The sequence below is a fragment of the Streptomyces sp. NPDC059010 genome (assembly GCF_042740355.1).
In the GTDB taxonomy this organism is placed as follows: domain Bacteria; phylum Actinomycetota; class Actinomycetes; order Streptomycetales; family Streptomycetaceae; genus Streptomyces.
On sequence record NZ_JBHYJA010000004.1, the window covers coordinates 261353 to 281458 of the forward strand.

At 70.7% G+C, this 20106-nt stretch carries 20 protein-coding genes; 10 read left to right on the forward strand and 10 right to left on the reverse strand.

What is annotated here, in order from left to right; all coding sequences use genetic code 11:
- Nucleotides 1–110 precede the first annotated feature (110 nt).
- The 4 genes from ACFWYS_RS06145 (at nucleotide 111) to ACFWYS_RS06160 (ending at nucleotide 3811) form a co-directional block, all read left to right on the forward strand.
- Entirely contained in the window at nucleotides 111–323 is a 213-nt protein-coding gene (locus ACFWYS_RS06145) for a DUF3311 domain-containing protein (protein WP_384763991.1), read from the forward strand.
- A 52-nt stretch (nucleotides 324–375) separates the two neighbouring features.
- On the forward strand, nucleotides 376–2529 hold the full coding sequence (locus tag ACFWYS_RS06150) for a carbon starvation CstA family protein (protein ID WP_384763994.1): 2154 nt from the start codon (nucleotides 376–378) through the stop codon (nucleotides 2527–2529).
- Nucleotides 2526–2717: a CstA-like transporter-associated (seleno)protein gene (locus ACFWYS_RS06155; RefSeq protein WP_384763997.1), complete on the forward strand. Its 192-nt coding sequence runs from the start codon at nucleotides 2526–2528 to the stop codon at nucleotides 2715–2717. The genes ACFWYS_RS06150 and ACFWYS_RS06155 overlap by 4 nt, the downstream gene beginning before the upstream one ends.
- Before the next feature lie 125 nt (nucleotides 2718–2842).
- Entirely contained in the window at nucleotides 2843–3811 is a 969-nt protein-coding gene (locus tag ACFWYS_RS06160; RefSeq protein WP_384764000.1) for a hypothetical protein, read from the forward strand.
- A gap of 39 nt (nucleotides 3812–3850) precedes the next feature.
- Here ACFWYS_RS06160 and ACFWYS_RS06165 read toward each other — a convergent pair whose 3' ends face one another.
- The 3 genes from ACFWYS_RS06165 to ACFWYS_RS06175 form a co-directional block, all read right to left on the reverse strand.
- Entirely contained in the window at nucleotides 3851–4642 is a 792-nt protein-coding gene (locus ACFWYS_RS06165; protein ID WP_384764002.1) for an SURF1 family protein, read from the reverse strand.
- Between the two features lie 92 nt (nucleotides 4643–4734).
- The gene (locus tag ACFWYS_RS06170) at nucleotides 4735–4968 is read right to left on the reverse strand and encodes a hypothetical protein (RefSeq protein ID WP_093907330.1); all 234 of its coding nucleotides are present in this window, start codon (nucleotides 4966–4968) and stop codon (nucleotides 4735–4737) included.
- Nucleotides 4969–5047: 79 nt separating this feature from the next.
- A complete protein-coding gene (locus ACFWYS_RS06175) occupies nucleotides 5048–6049 on the reverse strand; it encodes a DEDDh family exonuclease (protein ID WP_384764006.1) in 1002 nt (333 codons plus the stop codon).
- Between the two features lie 196 nt (nucleotides 6050–6245).
- Here ACFWYS_RS06175 and ACFWYS_RS06180 point away from each other — a divergent pair, with 196 nt between their 5' ends.
- Complete coding sequence (locus ACFWYS_RS06180) at nucleotides 6246–6956, forward strand: VIT family protein (protein WP_384764009.1); 711 nt, start codon at nucleotides 6246–6248, stop codon at nucleotides 6954–6956.
- Between the two features lie 86 nt (nucleotides 6957–7042).
- Here ACFWYS_RS06180 and ACFWYS_RS06185 read toward each other — a convergent pair whose 3' ends face one another.
- A complete protein-coding gene (locus ACFWYS_RS06185) occupies nucleotides 7043–8347 on the reverse strand; it encodes an MFS transporter (RefSeq protein ID WP_384764012.1) in 1305 nt (434 codons plus the stop codon).
- A gap of 288 nt (nucleotides 8348–8635) precedes the next feature.
- On the opposite strand from ACFWYS_RS06185, the gene ACFWYS_RS06190 reads away from it, so the two are divergent.
- On the forward strand, nucleotides 8636–9679 hold the full coding sequence (locus ACFWYS_RS06190) for a zinc-dependent alcohol dehydrogenase family protein (RefSeq protein WP_384764015.1): 1044 nt from the start codon (nucleotides 8636–8638) through the stop codon (nucleotides 9677–9679).
- 6 nt (nucleotides 9680–9685) lie between these two features.
- On the opposite strand, the gene ACFWYS_RS06195 is transcribed toward ACFWYS_RS06190, so the two are convergent.
- The 3 genes from ACFWYS_RS06195 to ACFWYS_RS06205 all read right to left on the reverse strand — a co-directional run bounded on the left by ACFWYS_RS06195 (nucleotide 9686) and on the right by ACFWYS_RS06205 (nucleotide 13778).
- On the reverse strand, nucleotides 9686–10690 hold the full coding sequence (locus ACFWYS_RS06195; protein ID WP_384764017.1) for a CopD family protein: 1005 nt from the start codon (nucleotides 10688–10690) through the stop codon (nucleotides 9686–9688).
- A gap of 150 nt (nucleotides 10691–10840) precedes the next feature.
- The gene (locus ACFWYS_RS06200; RefSeq protein WP_384764020.1) at nucleotides 10841–12208 is read right to left on the reverse strand and encodes a CoA transferase; all 1368 of its coding nucleotides are present in this window, start codon (nucleotides 12206–12208) and stop codon (nucleotides 10841–10843) included.
- A gap of 34 nt (nucleotides 12209–12242) precedes the next feature.
- Nucleotides 12243–13778 (reverse strand): S8 family serine peptidase, encoded by a 1536-nt coding sequence (locus tag ACFWYS_RS06205; RefSeq protein ID WP_384764023.1) that lies wholly within the window; start codon nucleotides 13776–13778, stop codon nucleotides 12243–12245.
- Between the two features lie 373 nt (nucleotides 13779–14151).
- On the opposite strand from ACFWYS_RS06205, the gene ACFWYS_RS06210 reads away from it, so the two are divergent.
- The 3 genes from ACFWYS_RS06210 to moaA all read left to right on the forward strand — a co-directional run bounded on the left by ACFWYS_RS06210 (nucleotide 14152) and on the right by moaA (nucleotide 17271).
- On the forward strand, nucleotides 14152–14508 hold the full coding sequence (locus ACFWYS_RS06210) for a DUF485 domain-containing protein (protein ID WP_384764026.1): 357 nt from the start codon (nucleotides 14152–14154) through the stop codon (nucleotides 14506–14508).
- Entirely contained in the window at nucleotides 14505–16133 is a 1629-nt protein-coding gene (locus ACFWYS_RS06215) for a cation acetate symporter (RefSeq protein WP_384764029.1), read from the forward strand. Before ACFWYS_RS06210 ends, ACFWYS_RS06215 begins: the two co-directional genes overlap by 4 nt.
- Before the next feature lie 148 nt (nucleotides 16134–16281).
- On the forward strand, nucleotides 16282–17271 hold the full coding sequence (gene moaA, locus ACFWYS_RS06220) for a GTP 3',8-cyclase MoaA (RefSeq protein WP_384764136.1): 990 nt from the start codon (nucleotides 16282–16284) through the stop codon (nucleotides 17269–17271).
- 91 nt (nucleotides 17272–17362) lie between these two features.
- Here moaA and ACFWYS_RS06225 read toward each other — a convergent pair whose 3' ends face one another.
- Nucleotides 17363–17575 (reverse strand): hypothetical protein, encoded by a 213-nt coding sequence (locus tag ACFWYS_RS06225; RefSeq protein WP_384764032.1) that lies wholly within the window; start codon nucleotides 17573–17575, stop codon nucleotides 17363–17365.
- A 210-nt stretch (nucleotides 17576–17785) separates the two neighbouring features.
- A complete protein-coding gene (locus tag ACFWYS_RS06230) occupies nucleotides 17786–18184 on the reverse strand; it encodes a DUF3099 domain-containing protein (RefSeq protein WP_384764034.1) in 399 nt (132 codons plus the stop codon).
- A 243-nt stretch (nucleotides 18185–18427) separates the two neighbouring features.
- Here ACFWYS_RS06230 and ACFWYS_RS06235 point away from each other — a divergent pair, with 243 nt between their 5' ends.
- Entirely contained in the window at nucleotides 18428–18706 is a 279-nt protein-coding gene (locus ACFWYS_RS06235; protein ID WP_384764037.1) for a GlsB/YeaQ/YmgE family stress response membrane protein, read from the forward strand.
- Between the two features lie 113 nt (nucleotides 18707–18819).
- Here ACFWYS_RS06235 and tyrS read toward each other — a convergent pair whose 3' ends face one another.
- On the reverse strand, nucleotides 18820–20088 hold the full coding sequence (gene tyrS, locus ACFWYS_RS06240; RefSeq protein ID WP_384764040.1) for a tyrosine--tRNA ligase: 1269 nt from the start codon (nucleotides 20086–20088) through the stop codon (nucleotides 18820–18822).
- Nucleotides 20089–20106: the final 18 nt, after the last annotated feature.

Consider the following 20106-nt stretch of genomic DNA (forward strand, 5'->3'; position numbering starts at 1 on the left):
CGGAGGACAGGGAACCGGCGGGAAATTTCCCCGAAATTCGCTGTCAACCGGTCTCCGGGGGTGGGCAACTCTTGCACAGACCGACAGCGAGAGGGAGAGGAGCGCGGGCCATGGCACGGACCGGTCATCACCGGCTACGGCGCGTCGCGATCGCCGTACTGCTTCTCGCGCCCGCGGCAGGACTGCTGTGGGTCCCCTGGTACGCCGGTGCTGAACCGAAACTGGCCGGCACGCCGTTCTTCTACTGGTACCAACTCGTCTGGGTACCGGGGTGCGGCCTCTGCCTGCTCGCGGCGTATGCGCTGACGGACCGACATCGCTGATTCGTACCTCTGCTTTCTCCGCTGCACCCCCTTGTTCAGGTCAGGAGCCGCCATGCCCACCTCAGCCGTGCCCGAATCCGGTCGCAGAGTGCCGGAAAAATCACGAATGTCGCCGAAGTCGGTGGCGATCTGGAGCGCCGTCGCCCTCGCCGGCGCCCTCGGCTGGACCGTGCTCGCCCTGTCCCGGGGCGAGGAGATCTCCGCCGTCTGGCTGGTCGTGGCGGCCCTCGGCTCGTACGCGATCGCCTACCGCTTCTACTCCCGGTTCATCGCCCGCAAGGTCCTCCAGGTCGACGACACCCGCGCCACCCCCGCCGAACGGCTTGAGGACGGCGTCGACTACCACCCCACCGACAAGCGGGTGCTGTTCGGCCACCACTTCGCGGCGATCGCCGGCGCCGGCCCGCTCGTCGGCCCGGTCCTGGCCGCACAGATGGGCTATCTGCCGGGCACCATCTGGATCATCGCGGGCGTGATCTTCGCCGGTGCGGTGCAGGACATGATCGTCCTGTTCCTCTCCATGCGCCGGGACGGCAAGAGCCTCGGCCAGATGGCCCGGGACGAGATCGGCAAGGTCGGCGGCGCCGCCGCGCTGATCGGTGTCTTCGCCATCATGATCATCCTGCTCGCGGTCCTCGCGATGGTCGTCGTCAACGCGCTGGCGGAGTCCGCGTGGGGCACCTTCTCGGTCTCCATGACCATCCCCATCGCCCTCCTCATGGGCTTCTACCTGCGCTATCTGCGGCCCGGCCGGGTCGTGGAGACCAGCTTCATCGGCGTGGCCCTGCTGCTGCTCGCCATCCTCGGCGGCGGCTGGATCCAGGACTCCGCGCTCGCCGAGCACTTCGTCTGGAGCCCCGAGACCCTCGTCTTCTGCCTGGTCGGCTACGGCTTCGTCGCCTCCGTACTCCCGGTGTGGATGCTGCTGGCACCCCGCGACTACCTCTCCACCTTCATGAAGGTCGGCACCATCGCCCTGATGGCCGTCGGTGTGCTGATCGCCGCCCCGAACCTGAGGACCGAGCCGGTGACGGAGTTCGCGTCGACCGGCGCCGGACCGGTGTTCGCCGGTTCCCTCTTCCCCTTCCTCTTCATCACCATCGCCTGCGGCGCCCTGTCCGGCTTCCACGCCCTGGTCTCCTCCGGCACCACACCGAAGCTGATCGAGAAGGAGTCCCAGGTCCGGCTGATCGGCTACGGCTCCATGCTCACGGAGTCCTTCGTCGCCGTCATGGCGCTGATCGCCGCCTGTGTGCTCGAACCCGGCCTGTTCTACGCCATGAACTCCCCGGCCGCGCTGCTCGGCCCGACCGTGGACAGCGCGGCCGAGGCGGTCCGGAACCTCGGCTTCACCATCACCCCGGACCAGCTGACGGACGCGGCCAGGGCGGTCGAGGAGGAGACACTGGTCGGCCGCTCCGGTGGCGCGCCCACCCTCGCCGTGGGCATGTCGGAGATCTTCGCCGGGGTGATCGGCGGTGCCGGGATGAAGGCCTTCTGGTACCACTTCGCGATCATGTTCGAGGCGCTGTTCATCCTCACCACGGTGGATGCCGGCACCCGCGTCGGCCGCTTCATGCTCCAGGACATGCTCGGCAACGTCTGGAAGCCGATCGGCCGGGTCACCTGGAAGCCCGGCATCTGGATCACCAGCGCCCTGGTCGTCGGCGCCTGGGGCTACTTCCTCTACGCCGGTGTCACCGACCCGCTCGGCGGCATCAAGCAGCTCTTCCCGCTGTTCGGCATCGCCAACCAGCTGCTCGCCGCGGTGGCCCTGGCCGTCACCACCACCGTGCTCATCAAGTCCGGCAAGCTGCGCTGGGCCTGGGTCACCGGAATCCCACTCGCCTGGGACGTGGCCGTCACCTTCACCGCCGGCTGGCAGAAGATCTTCTCCGACAACCCGGCGATCGGCTTCTTCGCCCTGCGGGACAAGTACGCGCAGGCCATCGAGGACGGTCAGCTGCTGCCGGGCGCCACCGACATGGACGACATGCACACCATCGTCCTCAACAACACGGTCGACGGAGTGCTCATGGCCGTCTTCCTCCTGCTGGTCCTCACGGTCCTGGTCAACTGCGCGGTGGTGTGCGTCCGCGCCGTCCGCGCGCCGCATCCGCCGGCGACGACCGAGGCGCCGTACGTCGAGTCCCGTATCGACGTGCCCGAACAGTCCGGTGAGCCGCTGGTGGGGGCGCGCCGGTGAGGACCGTCAGGAAGGTGCTGGACGCGGTGCGCTGGTACGCGCGCGAGATGACCGGCGAGGCGGAGTACGACCGCTACTGCGAGCGCCACCGACGCCACCACCCGCACGCCCCGCTCCCGACCCGGCGGGAGTACGAGGTGCTGCGAACCCTGCGCCGGGAGGAGCACCCGCAGAGCCGCTGCTGCTGACACGGCACGCCCCTGGGTACGTGCACTGCACCTACCCAGGGGCGCGGGGAACTGCGCGAGCAACCACGAACAACCCGGACCCGCCCCCGAAAGCAGAACCCCCACACGGCAACACCTGGACCCAGATGCTGAGACGCCGATCCTCCTTACTCATCCGCCCCGAACTGGACGACGACCTCCTGCACCGGACCCTGCGCGAACTCCGGCCCACGCAACAACTCCACGGCCTCGGGGCAGGCCGTTCAAGCCCCGCATGGGAACCCGTGGCCGAACTGCTGCACGCCACCGGCCGTGACTGGGACCGCCGTGCCCACCGTGTCTCCGTCCTCGCCCGGGGGCTGCCGGCCGCGGTCTCCGAGCGATGGACCGCGGACCGGCCCGACGACGGTGACGCCCTGCTCCTGCGGGCCTTCGTCCAGTCGGGCCGCGCCTCCGCCGAGGGGCACTCCGCGGTCCGCCGGGCCGAGCGGACGTGTCTGGACGCCGCCGCGGCCTGCCCGGAGGACCCGACGCCCTGGCTGGCGCTGCTGACCCTGATGCACTCCTGTGCGATGCCGGTGCAGGACGCGGTGCCGGTGTGGACCCAGGCCGTGACCCGTGCGCCCTGGCATCGGACGGCCTACCACCTGATGCTGCGGTACCTGTCCCCGCGCGGCCAGGGCACCGTCCCCGACATGATGGACTTCGCCTGGCAGGCCGCGTTCCAGGCACCGCACGGCTCCCCGGTCGCCCTGCTGCCGGTGACGGCCCGGGTGGAACTCACCGCCCACCGCCAGGCGCGGTCGGAGCACACGGAGCAGTCGGCGCTCGACGGGCTCGGTGAGAACGCCCACTGGAGCGAACCCAGGGCGGTGCAGGAGATCGACACGGCCCTGTCCCGCTGGTTCCACGCCGCCGCCACACCCCACGCCGAAGCCGTCGTCGACCTCAACGTCCTCGCCTTCGCCCTGACCCGCGCCCACCGCCCGGACGAGGCGGCCCTCGTCTTCCGGCGCATCGGCCGCCATATGACCGCCCACCCGTGGGACCTGCTGCCCGCACCGGAACGCACCTTCCGCTACTGGCGGGACCAGACGACCGGACGCCGGAAGTGACAGGGACTCGCCGTTGGTGCTGCCGGGTGGCGCCTCGCGCTACACCGGGGCCGGTGTCGTCTCCGACTCCTCCGGTGCGGCCGGCTCGGCCCGGTCGCGGGCCTCACGGCGGGCCAGGATGAACCAGCCGAGGGGAACGCCCGCCGCGAACAGCCACCACTGGATGGCGTACGCGTAGTTCAGCGGGGCGTTCTCGTTGCCGGGCCTGCCGATCAGCTCCGGGGTGTCGCCCTTGGGCTCGGGTGTCGTCTGCACGACGTAGCCGCCGAGCACCCGGGCGTCGAGCCGCCGGGCCTCCTGCGCGCTGTTGATCAGCATGACCTGCCGGTCGGGGAGGCCCTTGAGGTTCTTGATGCCGCTCGCCTCGGTCGTCTCGTCGGGCATCAGGCGCCCGGTGACGGTGACCCGGCCGCTCGGCGGTGCGGGGACCTTCGGGAACGCCGTCTGGCTGGGGCCGTCGGCGGGGATCCAGCCACGGTTGACCAGCACGACCTTGCCGTCCGTCAGCACGAGGGGGGTGAGGACGTGGAAGCCGACCTCTTCGTCGGCGTTGACGCGCCGCCTGACCACGACTTCCCGGTCGGTGTCGAAACGGCCCTGGGCCGTCACGGTGCGGTACCGCTCCTTCGTGGTGACGGTGTGCCCCGGGGACGTCAGCTCCTCCACGGGGAGCGCCTTGGCGCCCAGCGCGTCGTCGACCAGCTGGTTGCGGGCGGAGCGCTCCTCGTAGCGGTGCATCTGCCAGATGCCCAGCCTGATCATCGTGGGGATGAGGAGCAGGGCGACCAGCGTGAGGATCACCCACTGCCGGGACAACAGGAAGCGGTACACCCCACGACCGTACAACTCGGTCGTGGGGTGTCTTCAGGCGGGTGCCGGTCCGGTGCCGGTCCAGGCGGGTGCCGGTCCGGGCCCGGCCGGGGTCACACTTTGTCGACGATCCCCACCTTCCCCTCCTCGCGGGCGCAGTGGGCGCCGCAGTACCAGTGGCCCTCGACCTCGACGCCCTGCCCGATGATCTGGACGCGGCAGTGCTCGCAGACCGGTGCCATACGGTGGATCGCGCAGGAGAAGCAGTCGAAGACGTGCACCGCGCCCTGCGCGTGCACCTCGAAGCTCATGCCGTAGTCGTTTCCGCAAACTTCACATGTCGCCATGCGCCACAGGGTGAGCCGTCACCGCGGTCCGGGCGAGGGGGCTCGGGGCGAGTCGCGCGGCAATCACCCGTCCGTACGGTCACTGCTCCGAGGCCGGCTCCACGTCCCTGAGGAGCTGCCCGAACGCGGCCTCGTCCACCACCGGCGTGCCGTACTGCCGGGCCTTGACCACCTTCGAGGTGCTCGCGTCCGGGTCGTTCGTGACGAGCAGGCTGGTCACCCGGGACAGGCTCGTCGACACATGCAGCCCGGCCTCGATCGCGCGGTCCTCCAGCAGGTCGCGCTCGACCGACGTGTCCCCGGAGAAGGCCACCCGCATGCCCTGTTTGAGCCTTTTGCCGTCCTCGTAGCGTCCCGGGTTGGGATAGGGGCAGGCGGGCCTCTTCCGGGACGGGCGCCAACTGGTCGGCCGGTAGCTGCTGTAACCGCCGCTTCCGCCCGCCTGCTGTCCGATCCGGGGCGTGGCGGTGTCCCGCCACTCGGTCAGCGGCCGGCACTCCTGCAGCGGCAGCCGCACACTGCCCGCCGCCGCGGCCCGCAGGCTCGGCCGGAACGCCTCCGCCAGCACACGCGCGTCGTCCAGCGCGTGGTGCGCGCGCTGCTGTACGACGCCGAAGTGCGCGGCCAGCGACTCCAGCTTGTGGTTGGGCAGCGGCAGGCTCAGCTCCTTGGACAGCGCGATGGTGCACAGCCGCTGCCGTACCGGGGCCTCGTGCTCCGCGCGCGCGTACTCCCGCGCGATCATCTGCCAGTCGAAGACGGCGTTGTGTGCGACGAGCACCCGGCCGTCGAGCCGGTTCGAGAACTCCTCGACGATGTCGGTGAAGAGGGGTGCCGCTTCGAGCACGTCGCTCGTCAGGCCATGGATCCAGACCGGGCCCGGGTCCCGCTCCGGGTTGACCAGGGTGTACCAGTGGTCCTCGACCTCGCCGCGCGCGTCCAGCCGGTAGACGGCCGCGGAGATTATCCGGTCGTCCCGGGCCAGGCCCGTGGTCTCCACGTCAACGACCGCGTATCCCTGGGGATACGCGGTCGGCCACGCATGGGGGGAGGGCGCTGCGGTCGTACGGTCTTCGAGCATGGTCACTGAGGATACGGGCCGCCACTGACAGTCCTGACCGTCAGGTGCCTTGCCGCGTCCGCCTGTTCGAGCCCGGCGAACGCACGGACGTCAACCGGTCGGCGCGCACCCGGTGTTGCCGCACCGTGCCGAGCCCGGCGCCCGCCCGGGAGCGTCGGTACGTCCGGGATGTCCCCTGCGGTGCGATCCTCCGCATGTGACCGAAGCAACGCATGACGAGGCCCACGGCGGCGCGCTGAGCGAGCGGCTGAACTGGCTGCGGGCGGCCGTGCTCGGGGCGAACGACGGCATCGTGTCGACCGCGGGACTCGTCGTCGGCGTGGCCGGCGCGACGGACGACCGCTCGGCCCTCCTCACCGCCGGGCTGGCCGGGCTGCTCGCCGGGTCGATGTCGATGGCGGCGGGGGAATACGTCTCGGTGTCCACCCAACGCGACTCGGAGAGGGCCGCGTTGGCCCAGGAGAAGCGGGAGTTGCGGGAGCGGCCCGAGGCGGAGCTGGAGGAGCTGGTGGGACTGCTCCGGCGCCGTGGGCTGTCCCGGGACGTGGCCATGGAGGCGGCCGTCCAGCTGACGGAGCGGGACGCGCTCAGGGCGCACGCGCGCGTGGAGCTCGGTATCGACCCGGACGCGCTGACCAACCCGTGGCACGCGGCGTGGGCGAGCTTCGTGGCGTTCACGGCCGGGGCGCTGCTGCCGCTGCTCGCGATGGTGCTGCCGTCGGCGGACTGGCGGCTGCCGGTCACCGTCGCCTCCGTCCTGGCCGCACTCGCCCTCACCGGCTGGAGCAGCGCCCGCCTGGGCGGCGCCGCCCCACCACGCGCGGTGCTGCGCAACGCGGCGGGCGGGGCGCTGGCGATGGGGGTCACTTACCTGGCCGGGACGCTGCTGGATGTGGCGGGGGTGTAGGGGCGTAGAGGGGCGTAGGGGCGCAATGAGGCGTGGGGAAGCTGATTCTGGTCGGACCCGGGGGACCGGGGTTGGTTGGTCCCCCGTCACCCGTCGCCGTCCCGGCCCGGCCCGACGGGGGCGGGGGCGAGTCGGGGGACATCGCGCATGTGGCGGAGCGGGGAGAAGAACACGAACCAGCCGGCCGCCCACGTACCGACGAAGGCCAGCCAGAGGGTGGGCCGCACCCCGATCAGGGTGCCCAGGGCCCCGCCGAGGACGCCGCCGACCGGCAGCGTGCCCCACACGACCCAGCGCACGGCCGCGTTCATCCGGCCCATCAGCTCCGGCGGTGTCACCGACTGCCGGTAGCTGAGCTGCGCGACGTTGTACACCGTCACGGAGAAGCCCGTGATGCCCCAGCCCAGCGGGAACAGCAGCACCCCCCAGCCGCGCCAGGCAGCCGCCGCGACGACCTGCGGCGCGCCGAACACCAGGATCGACACCCAGATGATCCGCGCCGAGCCGATCCGCTCGGCGAGCCGGCCGGCGAACGCTCCGCCCGCGATCGCGCCGACGGCCGAGCCCGCCAGGATCAGCCCGGTCAGCGCGGGACTCACGTGCAGCACCCGGATCAGGAAGACCATCGCCAGCGCCGAGGTCATGCCGGCGAACAGGTTCGCGGTGCCCGTACACGCCACGACCCGCCGCAGTATCCGGTGCCGGACGACGAATCCCAGCCCCTCGGCGATCCGGCTGCGCAACGTCTCGCCCTCGCGCCGCGCGGGCGGCGGCTCCTCGCGCGTTCTGATCCCGGACAGCGACAGGACCGAGACCGCGTACGAGGCCGCGTCGGCCGTCATCGCTCCCGCCGCGCCGAACGCCGCGACCAGTCCCCCGCCCAGGCTTGGCCCGCCGAGCTGGGCGAACGCCTGAGTGGTCGCCAGCTTGCCGTTGGCGTCCATCCGGAGATCGGCGCGGATCAGCGACGGCACATAACTCAGGTACGCGACGTCGAAGAACACCGTGCACACGCCGGCCGCGACAGCGACGACGTAGAGCTGAGCCAGCGTCACGGTGCCGAGGGCGGCCGCCAGCGGTACCGAGCCGATGATCAGCAGGCGGAGGATGTTGCAGACGAGCATGACGGAGCGTTTGGAGCCGCGGTCCACGAGCGCGCCCGCGGGCAGCGCGATCAGCGCGAACGCCGCCGTGGAGGCGGCGGTGAGCAGCCCGACCTGGAACGTGCTCGCCCTGAGCGCGACGACTGCGACCAGCGGCAGAGCGACCTGGGTGACCGCCGCCCCCATCTCACTGACCGTCTGGCCACTCCACAGCAGCATGAAATCGCGCTGCCGCCACAGGCTCTGACCGTCGCTCTCCGACCCGACGTCCCGTAAATCCTTGGCCACTTCCGTCACAGCACCGACTCCGCTCTCAGATCCACTCTCAGATCCACGGCCCGGACTGTGCCGCTGATCACCATCACGCCGGCACGGTGCTGCCGGTTCTCGCCGGCATCTTCCGGCTTTCGTCGTCTCCCGCTCCGGCGCCGACTCCGGCTCCGAGCGATTCCCGCTGGTCAGTGACCCGCCCGGCCCCCCTCGAAGCGCGCCGGGCGGCGACCGCGACGTACGGTGAGACGCGTGCTCGACACCCCCCGAGCGCACGCACTACCAGCGACGAGAAGGACCCTCGCCATGCGCGCCACCACCATCCACGCCCCTTTCGACATGCGGGTGCAGGACGTGCCCGACCCCGTGCTGCAGGAGTCCACGGACGCCGTGGTCCGGGTGCTGCGCGCCTGTATCTGCGGCAGCGACCTGTGGGCGTACCGGGGCGAGGCGGCCCGGCAGCCGGGGCAGCGCATCGGGCATGAGTTCCTCGGTGTCGTCGAGGAGGCGGGTTCCGAGGTGTCCGGGGTCAAGCGCGGTGACCTCGTCGTCGCGCCCTTCATGTGGTCCGACGGCGCCTGCGACTACTGCCGTGAGGGCCTCACCACCTCCTGCGAGCACGGCGGCTTCTGGGGCTCCGTCGGCTCCGACGGCGGCCAGGGCGAGGCCGTGCGCGTCCCCTACGCCGACGCCACCCTCGTCCGGCTCCCCAAGGACGCCGCCTCCGACGAACATCTGCTGTCCGCCCTGCTGACCCTCTCCGACGTCCTGGGCACCGGCCACCACGCCGCCCTCGGCGCCGGGGCCCGCCCGGGTGCCACGGTCGCGGTCGTCGGTGACGGTGCAGTCGGGCTGTGCGCGGTGCTCGCCGCCAAGCGCCTCGGCGCCGAGCGGATCATCGCGCTCGGCCGGCACCAGGTCCGCACGGACATCGCACGCCGCTTCGGCGCCACCGACGTCGTCGCCGAGCGCGGGGACGCGGCCGTCGAGGCCGTACGCGAACTCACGCGCGGGCAGGGCGCACACGCCGTGGTGGAGGCCGTCGGTACTGAACAGTCAATGCGTACGGCGGTCAACATCGCCCGGGACGGCGGCGCCATCGGCTTCGTCGGTGTGCCGCACGGCAGCGGCACCGGGCTCGACCTCAGCGTCATGTTCGACGGGAACATCGCGCTGCGCGGCGGCGTCGCACCGGTCCGCACCTACATCCCCGAACTGCTGCCGGACGTCCTGGACGGCACGATCGACCCGTCGCCCGTCTTCGACCTGACGGTAGGTCTGGAGGACGTCCCCGCCGGCTACAAGGCGATGGACGAGCGCACCGCGCTCAAGGTCCTCGTCGCCAACTGAGGCCGCTCACCAGCGGATCGGCACCGGCAGCGCCGTCAGCAGCCCCGACAGCGCGACCACCGCACCCAGGGCGACGACCTCCGCCCGCGCGGGAGTACAGGCGGTCAGCGGGTCGGCGGCCCGGCGCAGCCGGATCCGTGCCCACAGGGCGAGCGCGGCGACGGCCACCATGAGGATCACCTTGGCCAGCAGGGCCCGCCCGTACGCCGTGTCGGTCAGCTGCTCCAGGATCGTGTCCGACGGCATCCGGCGCAGCGAACTCCACACCCCTGTCGCGGTGACGGCGGCGAGCAGTACGGCCGCCACGCGCGCGTAGAGCCCCAGCAGCGCCGCACCCGCCTCCCTGTCGTCCCAGCCGCGCAGGGTCCGCAGGGCGTACAGCAGCCCGCCCACCCAGAGCGACGCGCAGATCAGGTGCACCAGCGTCAGCCCGGAGCCCAGCAGCGGGCCGTGCTCGGTCGTGGGGTGCGCCCGCAGCGCCTCGGCGACCAGCACCGCGGCCAGCGGCCCCACCTGGATCACCGGCCGGCGCGACAGGGCGCACAGCCCGGCCACGGCGAAGGCGTTGACCTCCAGCAGGGCGAGCTTGCCGTCGCGCGACGCGTAGAGGCCGCCGACGTCGAGGTCGGCCGGGCCGGTCGGCACGAGGTTGCCCGTGGAGACGACCGAGGCGAGGCCCAGGGCGGCGACGAAACCGGCGGCGGCCGCGTACGGCGCCCAACTGCGGGGCATGGCCGGGGGAGCGCCGGGCACCGAGCGGGCCAGCCGCCGCAGGAACAGTTCTCCCGGCGGGACGCACAGCGCCGCGAACAGCACCGTGCGCAGCAGCGCGATCCCGGCCGTGCCGGGCGCGGCGGCCTCCCCGGTGCCGTGCAGCGCGGCCGACGGCCCGAGCAGCGGGATCAGCGCCGCGAGCGCGACCAGGGCGAGCACGGCGACAGCCCGGCCCACACCGGGGCGCCCTCCGGGCTCACCCCCGGCGGACACACCGGGGGAGGATCTGGTCAACATCACCTCAGGATCTTCACAAAGCAACACAGAGCCGGGCAAGTGTCGGAAAACAAGTGGCGGTACGGCATTCCGCCCATGGGTACGCTTCCGACGGCCCCGGCGCTCAGGCCGTGCGCGAAAATCGGGACGTCTCCTCGGGACCTGCGCCGCTCAGCCCCATCCCGCCGGATCCGCGCCCCAAACCCCCGGCGGCCGCCCCCAGTCGACGGGACCGCCCGTGAACGACACCGGCGGCAGTGTGTACCGCAGCCGCCCCAGTGGGCTGTCCCGCTCCCCGAGCCAGGCGTCCGGAGCCTCGTACACCCGCTCTCCCCGCGGGCCCGGCCGGAGCCCGTTCACCAGCCACTCCGCAGTGCGCGTCAGTGACAACCGCACGCACCGGCCGTACCCCTGCTCCCGCCGCTCGGTCAGTGCCCGCAGCACCGCCGCCGCCAGCAGATACCCCGTCCCGTGGTCGAGGGCCTGCGCGGGCAGTGCGCCTGGGCGCTCGGCCGATCCCTCGATCGCGGCGATCCCGGTGGCGACCTGGACGAGGCTGTCGAAGCCGCGCCGCTCGCGCCAGGGCCCGTAGTCCCCCCACGCCGACAACTGCGCCACGACCAGCCCGGGCCGGCGCTCGGCCAGCGCGCGTGCCGACAGCCCGAACCGGTCCAGGGCGCCCGGCCGGTAGCCGGTGACCACGACGTCCGCAGCGGAGAGGAGCTCCTCGAAGGCGCGCCGGTCGGCCGCCAGGTCCAGCGTCGCCGAGCGCTTCCCGAAACCCGTGTCGGCGTGCTGGTCGGCCAGTTCGGGCAGCTGCGGCGCGTCCACGCGCAGGACGTCGGCGCCGAGCAGCGCGAGCGTGCGGGTGGCGACGGGTCCGGCGATGACTCTGGTCAGGTCCAGTACGCGTACCCCGGCGGCGGGCAGCAGGGGAGTGCCGTCGAGCGGCGGGAGGGCACGCGCGTGTGCCGTGTCCAGGCGTTCGTGCTCGACGAGCGGACGCCGGACCACCTCCGCGGACTGCTCGTGCGCCGCCCACTCCTGCGGGGTGCGCAGCGCCACGGCCAGCCCGCCGGCCGCGTACACGGCCTCCTCCACCTCGTGCGAGGACCGCTCGGCCAGGGCCGCGCCCACGGCGTCCGGGTCCTCCTCGGCCACGCCCAGCGCGGCCAGGAGCGGGGCCCGGTGATGGGGATAGTTCGCGTGCGTCCGCACCCAGCCGTCCGCCGTCGGCCAGAACCGCGACAGCGGGGCGAAGTTGACCGGTGCGCGGCCGTCGACCAGCAGATGCCGTTCGCTCACGAACGCCGTGGCGACGGCGCCGTCGTCCAGCCGCACCCCCGGCACCTCGGCGAGCCCGGCCCGCCGCGCCCCCAGCTCGGCCGCGGCCAGCGCGCACGCGCCCACGCACGCGCGCGCCAACTCCCGTACGGGAAGGCGCGCATGAAGCGCACCCTCCCGCACCATGGCCGACACCCGGGGGAGCAGGGCGGGATCGCCGCCCACCGCGGACCAGGCCGTACTGATTGCAGTCATGACTGCACTATGCAGTATTGACTGAATCAATATGTCAGTCCACGGCGTCCAGCGCGTCAACGACGCCGAACCCGTAGAACCCGTTGTACCGCTTGCCGCCCTCGCACACCGCGTCCTGCTTGCCGTCGCCGTCCTGGTCGTACGACTCCGGGCAGCCCGGGTTGTCCGCCTGGGCCTTCAGGAGCGCCTGCAGCATCGCCGGAGTCGCCTTCGGATACCGGGACTTGAGCAGCGCGGCGACGCCGGAGGCGTGCGGCGAGGCCATCGACGTGCCCTGCAGCCAGCCGTACTCGCCGTTCGGCATGGTGGACAGGATGCGGCCGTTCTGCGACGGGGTGTCCGTCGGGATCTGGAACTTCCGGTCACCACCCGGGGCCGCGACGTCGGCGACGCCGTAACCGTAGGACGAGTAGTACGACTTGTCGTTCTTGACGCCCGTCGCGGTCACGGTGACCACGCCCGGCAGCTGGGTCGGCACATCGAAGCACGTGTGCGGGTCGATCGTGCGCTTGACCGGCGTGGCGTCGTCGGGGCTGGTCTCGTCGACGATGGAGTCGGCGTCCATGTCGTGGTTGGAGTTGCCCGCCGAGGCCAGGTTGAGCGTGCCCTTCTTCTGGGCGTACAGCTGGGCCCTGTTGACCGCGTCGACGATGGCCTTCTGGTCGGGGTCGTCCATGCAGTTGTACAGCCACGGGTCGACGTAGTAGCTGTTGTTCGTGATCTCCACGCCGTGATCGGCGGCGAACACGAAGGCGCAGACGACGTTCTCCGGGTAGAAGAGGCCGTTCTTGGGGTCGCTCACCTTGATACCGGCGACCTTCACGCCCGGCGCCACACCCGCGACGCCGATGCCGTTGCGGGCCGCGGCTATCTCACCCGCGACATGCGTGCCGTGGTAGTCCTCGGTCGGGTTGTACGGACGCCAGGCGCCGGCGCTGGTGTCCGGGACACCGCCGACGCAGTTCGCCGACTGGGCCGCGGAGAAGTTCGGGGCCAGGTCCGGGTGAGTGTCGTCGACACCGGTGTCGATGACGGCGACGGTGACGTTCGAACTGCCCGGGTTGATCTTGGCGGCCTTGTCGGCGCCGATCGCCCGCAGGTCCCACTGGTCGGCCTCAAGGGGCTCGCTGTCGGCCGCCGAGTCGGACGCCCGCGCGGTCTTGGTGGCCTGGTTCTTCGTCAGCAGCTGGACGGGGCCCTCGTCCGTGGTGCCGGCGGGGGTCAGGGGCGTCGTACGCGTCGCGCCCGCCGACTCCACCCCGCGCACCGTGCGCATGACCTTGGCGAAGTCGGGGTTCGCCGAGTGGACGACGATCACGCCGATCTTGTCGTACGAGGTCACGACGGTGCCGTCGGCCGCCGCGATCGCCTTCTTCACCGACTCGATCGTGCGATGGTCCGGTCGGGTGTTGACGACATACGCCAGGGAGGTCGCGTCCGCTGCCTGCACGGAGGGCTCCCCGAGCGGTGCGGCCGAGGCCGCCGCAGGCAGGAAGCCCAGCGAGGCGGTCAGGGACAGGGCGAGAGGCACGGCGAGGCCGAGTCGGCGTCTGGACCGCAGATGAGCCATGGGTTCTCCACATCATCCGGAACGGAAAACCCGCCCGAGGCAGGGATGGGTGGCCGGGCAGGTACATGACGATTCGTGCTGGAGCGAAGCTATCCCTGATCTTCCGGGCCAGCAATCACTGATCCGAGCGACTTCGGAAAGAAGCCCCCGGAGTTGAACCGGTCCTCGCGTGGCGCCGTGACCTTGGGAAGGAGGCGCGAGCAGGATCGAGCCCCCTGTCGGATCACGCGCCGTGGCCCTAACATCGCCACCCGGCTCAGGTGATCCACGTCACCATGAGGAACAGAGCCGCATGCCCGCACCCAACTCGTCCCCACCCCCCGACCCGTCCCCGTCCACCGTCGCAACAGCGCCCGCAACGCGAGGAGACTCCGTGGCCACCGACGCACCGCCCCCCTCGAAAGAGGAACACAAACTCCCCACCACCGAGGAGTTCACCGAGGTGCAGGAGAGCGCGGAGTTCGGTGAACTGCGCCGCTCCTACCGCTCCTTCGCCTTCCCGCTGACCGTCGCCTTCATCGCCTGGTACCTGCTGTACGTCCTGCTCTCCAACTACGCGGGCGACTTCATGGGCACCAAGCTGTTCGGCAACATCAACGTCGCGTTCGTCCTCGGTATCGCCCAGTTCGTCACCACGTTCCTCATCGCCTGGTGGTACTCGCGCCACGCCGGTACCAAGCTCGACCCCAAGGCCGAGGCCATCAAGACCCGTATGGAGGGCGGCGCATGAGCCCCGCGATGACCCATGTGCAGCTCGCCGCCAACGAGGCCAGCGAGCACCGGCCCCTGATCATCACCCTGTTCGCGTGCTTCGTGGTCGCGACCCTGTTCATCACCGTCTGGGCCGGCCGCCAGACCAAGGACGCCGCCGACTTCTACGCGGGCGGCCGCTCCTTCAGCGCCTTCCAGAACGGCCTCGCCGTCTCCGGCGACTACATGTCCGCCGCGTCCTTCCTCGGTATCGCGGGCGCCATCGCCCTCTTCGGCTACGACGGCTTCCTCTACTCCATCGGATTCCTGGTCGCCTGGCTGGTCGCGCTGCTCCTGGTGGCCGAACCGCTCAGGAACTCCGGCCGCTACACGATGGGTGACGTGCTCGCGTACCGCATGCGCCAGCGCCCGGTGCGCACGGCGGCCGGTACCTCCACGATCGTCGTGTCGATCTTCTACCTGCTCGCCCAGATGGCGGGCGCCGGCGTCCTGGTCTCGCTGCTGCTCGGCATCACCACCGACGCCGGCAAGATCCTCATCGTCGCGCTCGTCGGCGTCCTGATGATCGTGTACGTGTCGATCGGCGGCATGAAGGGCACCACCTGGGTCCAGATGGTCAAGGCGGTCCTGCTCATCGGCGGCACGATCCTCATTACGTTCCTGGTGCTGCTGAAGTTCAACTTCAACATCTCCGATCTGCTCGGCAAGGCCGCCGAGAACAGCGGCAAGGGCGCCGCCTTCCTGGAGCCCGGCCTCCAGTACGGCGCCACCGGCACCTCCAAGCTGGACTTCATCTCCCTCGGTATCGCCCTGGTCCTCGGCACCGCCGGCCTGCCGCACATCCTGATCCGCTTCTACACGGTGCCCAACGCCAAGGCCGCCCGTAAGTCCGTGAACTGGGCGATCGGCATCATCGGCGGCTTCTACCTGATGACCATCGCCCTCGGCTTCGGCGCCGCCGCGCTGATCTCCCAGGACGAGATCATCGCCTCCAACCCGTCCGGCAACACGGCCGCACCACTGCTCGCGCTGCACCTGGGCGGCGTCGACTCGGCCTGGGGCGCGATCCTGCTCGCCACCATCTCGGCGGTGGCCTTCGCGACGATCCTCGCGGTCGTCGCCGGTCTGACCCTGGCCTCGTCCTCGTCGTTCGCCCACGACATCTACGCGAACGTCATCAAGAAGGGCCAGGCCACCGAGAAGGAGGAGATCCGGGCCGCCCGCCTCGCCACCATCGGCATCGGCGCCGTCTCCATCCTGCTCGGCGCCCTTGCCCGCGACCTCAACGTCGCGGGCCTGGTCGCCCTGGCCTTCGCGGTCGCGGCCTCCGCCAACCTGCCGACGATCCTCTACAGCCTGTTCTGGAAGAAGTTCACCACCCAGGGCGCGCTGTGGTCGATCTACGGCGGTCTGATCGTCGCCGTCGGCCTGGTGCTGTTCTCGCCGGTCGTCTCCGGCGACCCGAAGGCGATGTTCCCGGACGTCGACTTCGCCTGGTTCCCGCTGAAGAACCCGGGCATCATCTCCATCCCGTTCGGCTTCCTCATGGGCTGGCTCGGCACCGTCCTGTCCAAGGAGGAGCCCGACGCCGGCAAGTACGCGGAGCTGGAGGTCCGGTCCCTGACCGGCACCGGCGCCCACTAGACAGGCATCCCGAGCGGCCGCGTCGTAGATCCCTACGACGCGGCCGCGTCGTACGTCGTGGGATCGGGCCGGTGTCACTGTCAGTGCGGTCACGTAGGCTCGCAGATGACAGAAGTTGAATCTGGTCGTGACGAGGGAGGGGGCCCACGTGCTCATCGACACCTACGGCCGAGTGGCCACCGACCTGAGGGTCTCGCTGACCGACCGCTGCAACCTGCGGTGCACGTACTGCATGCCCGAGGAGGGCCTGCAGTGGCTGGCCAAGCCCGACCTGCTCACGGACGACGAGATCGTCCGCCTGATCGAGATCGCCGTCACCTCCCTCGGTATCGAGGAGGTCCGCTTCACCGGCGGTGAGCCCCTGCTGCGCCCCGGCCTGGTGGGCATAGTCGAGCGTGTGGCGGCTCTCACTCCCCGCCCCCAGATCTCCCTGACGACGAACGGCATCGGCCTCGGGCGCACCGCGTCCGCCCTGAAGACGGCGGGCCTGGACCGGGTCAACGTCTCCCTGGACACCCTGCGCCCCGACGTCTTCAAGACCCTCACCCGCCGCGACCGCCACAAGGACGTCATCGACGGCCTGTACGCCGCCCGCGACGCCGGCCTGACCCCGGTCAAGGTCAACTCGGTCCTGATGCCGGGCCTCAACGACGACGAGGCCCCCGACCTCCTCGCCTGGGCCGTGGAGCACGACTACGAACTGCGCTTCATCGAGCAGATGCCCCTGGACGCCCAGCACGGCTGGAAGCGCGACGGCATGATCACGGCCGGCGACATCCTGACCTCCCTGCGCACCCGCTTCGAGCTGACCCCCGAGGGCGAGGAGAAGCGCGGCTCGGCCCCGGCGGAGCGCTGGCTGGTGGACGGCGGGCCGCATGTGGTCGGCGTCATCGCCTCGGTCACCCGCCCGTTCTGCGCGGCCTGCGACCGCACCCGCCTGACGGCCGACGGCCAGATACGCACCTGCCTGTTCGCCCGCGAGGAGACCGACCTCCGCGCCGCCCTGCGCTCCGACGCCCCCGACGAGGAGATCGCCCGCATCTGGCGGCTTGCGATGTGGGGCAAGAAGGCGGGGGCCGGCCTGGACGACCCGTCGTTCGTGCAGCCGGACCGTCCCATGTCAGCGATCGGTGGCTGAGGTACCTAGGGGACGCGGGGAACCGCGCGAGCAACCACGATGGCGCCGCACACGCCACACGACCTACAGCACCCAAACCGATGGCGCGCCTTCAAACTCCGCGCGCTTCCCATTCCTCCAGCAGGACCACGTCCTTCAAAAACCCCCGCACCCCGAGGAACTGCGACAAATGCTCGCGATGTTCCTCACACGCGAGCCACGTCTTGCGCCGCTCCGGCGTATGAATCTTCGGGTTGTTCCACGCCAGCACCCACACGGCATCGGCACGGCAACCCTTGGCAGAACAGATAGGCGTGTCACTCACAGATTCGTCTCACAGATGCGCACAAAAGGCGACGCCGAGCAGCCACGGGGGGAGCTGCCCGGCGTCGGTCCATCGCTCCGACGGGGGATGCGGAGCGTCCACGAAGTATGTCACGGGTAACCCGTCCCCCGGCACCGGAACAACACTATTGATCTGAGCTTTTCCTGAGCTTGGCGCGGAGTCGCCTGCGGAGCGATGCGCTCCGCAGGATCACATCCCGTCGTCCGGTTTCCTTTGTGCGCCCGGCGCGGAGCCACCCGCCACATCTTCCGGGACGGATTCCGCGGAACCGTCATTCGTCCCCTGCGGCGCGATCATCGGACGTGTCGGCGCCATCACGAATGTCGACGGCAGGCCCGGCGCATTCTCCCGCCCGGCGTTGGCGATCACCACGGAGATGTACGGCAGGATCGCGCCGAGAACCAACGCCACGATCGCGACGTGCCGTTCGACGTTCCAGAGCGATGCCGCCAGGATCACCGACACCGTACGGATCGACATCGAGATGACGTACCGGCGCTGCCGGGCGCGCACATCGTCCTGGAGCCCCGCTCGGGCCCCGGTGATCCGGAACACCTCGGAGTGGCCGCCCGCATGCAGCTTCCGCATCAGATTCCACCATCCGCCCGCATCGGACTCTCCCCCTGCCCGTACCCGTCCGGCCCCCGGTCGGGGACCCGGGCCAGGACACCTTCAACGTTACGCCCCGGCTGCGCCGCCTACGAGACCGGGGCCACTGTCACCTGGGGGAACGCCATCAGCCGTAACGCGTACGGCGGTACCCGGCATGCGGCGTACCGGAGCCGCACCAAGACTGGCCCCAATGCTCACCCCGAGGCGTAGGAGGCGGCCATGGGCTGGTTGTGGGCGATCATCGTGGGATTCGTGCTGGGCCTGCTCGCGAAGCTGCTCATCCCGGGCAAGCAGCACAGCCCCCTCTGGCTGACCACCATCTTCGGCATGCTCGGCGCCATCGTCGGCAACTCCATCGCCCGAGCGTTCGGCGTCGAGTCGACACGCGGCATCGACTGGAGCCGACACATCTTCCAGATCGTCGCAGCGGTGATCATCGTGTACGCGGGGGACATGCTGTACATGGCAACGCTGGGGAAGAGGAAGCAACAGACGTGAGCGATTGACGCCCTGGGGGGAAGCGCCCTGCGGGGGCACGGGGAACTGCGCGATCAACCACGGCGAAGCCGCAGCCCGCAGATCACCGCACCCCTACGGCGAACTCTGAAAACCTACGCGCCCGTAACCTCTACGGCCGCGAGGTTCTTCTTCCCTCGCCGCAGCACCAGCCACCGCTCGTGCAACAGGTCCTCCTTCGCCGGCACGGCATCCTCCCCGGCGACCTTCACGTTGTTCACGTAAGCCCCGCCCTCCTTGACGGTCCGGCGAGCCGCGGACTTGCTGGCCACCAGCCCGACCTCGGCGAACAGGTCGACCACCGGACCGAGCTCGGCAACCCGCACATGCGGCACCTCGGACAGCGCGGCCGCCAACGTCGCCGCGTCCAGCTCCGCCAGCTCTCCCTGCCCGAAGAGCGCACGGGACGCGGCGATCACCGCGGCCGTCTGGTCGGCGCCGTGCACCAGCGTCGTCAGCTCCTCGGCCAGTGCCCGCTGCGCGGCCCGCGCCTGCGGACGCTCCTGCGTCTGCTTCTCCAGCTCCTCCAGCTCCGCACGGGACTTGAAGGACAGGATCCGCATGTACGTCGAGATGTCCCGGTCGTCCGCGTTCAGCCAGAACTGGTAGAACGCGTACGGCGTCGTCATCTCCGGGTCGAGCCAGATGGCGCCGCCCTCGGTCTTGCCGAACTTGGTGCCGTCCGCCTTGGTCATCAGCGGCGTCGCCAGCGCGTGCACGCCCGCGTGCGGCTCCAGCCGGTGGATCAGGTCCAGACCCGCCGTGAGGTTGCCCCACTGGTCGCTGCCGCCCTGCTGGAGCGTGCAGCCGTGCCGCCGGTACAGCTCCAGGAAGTCCATGCCCTGGAGCAGCTGGTAGCTGAACTCCGTGTAGCTGATGCCCTCTTCGGACTGCAGCCGACGGGCGACGGAGTCCTTGGTGAGCATCTTGTTGACGCGGAAGTGCTTGCCGATGTCCCGCAGGAACTCGATGGCCGACATGCCGGCCGTCCAGTCCAGGTTGTTCACCATCGTCGCGGCGTTGTCACCCTCGAAGGAGAGGAAGGGCTCGATCTGCGCGCGCAGACGGTTCACCCAGTTCGCGACCGTCTCCGGGTCGTTCAGCGTGCGCTCGGCCGTCGGGCGGGGGTCGCCGATCTGGCCGGTGGCGCCGCCGACCAGCGCGAGCGGGCGCAGGCCCGCCTGCTGGAGGCGGCGCATGGTGAGGACCTGGACCAGGTGGCCGACGTGCAGGCTGGCCGCGGTCGGGTCGAAACCGCAATAGAACGTGACGGGACCGTCCGCGAGAGCCTTGCGCAATGCGTCCTCGTCGGTGGACAGGGCGATCACGCCACGCCACTTCAGCTCGTCGACGATGTCCGTCACGGTTCTCTTGTCTCCTCG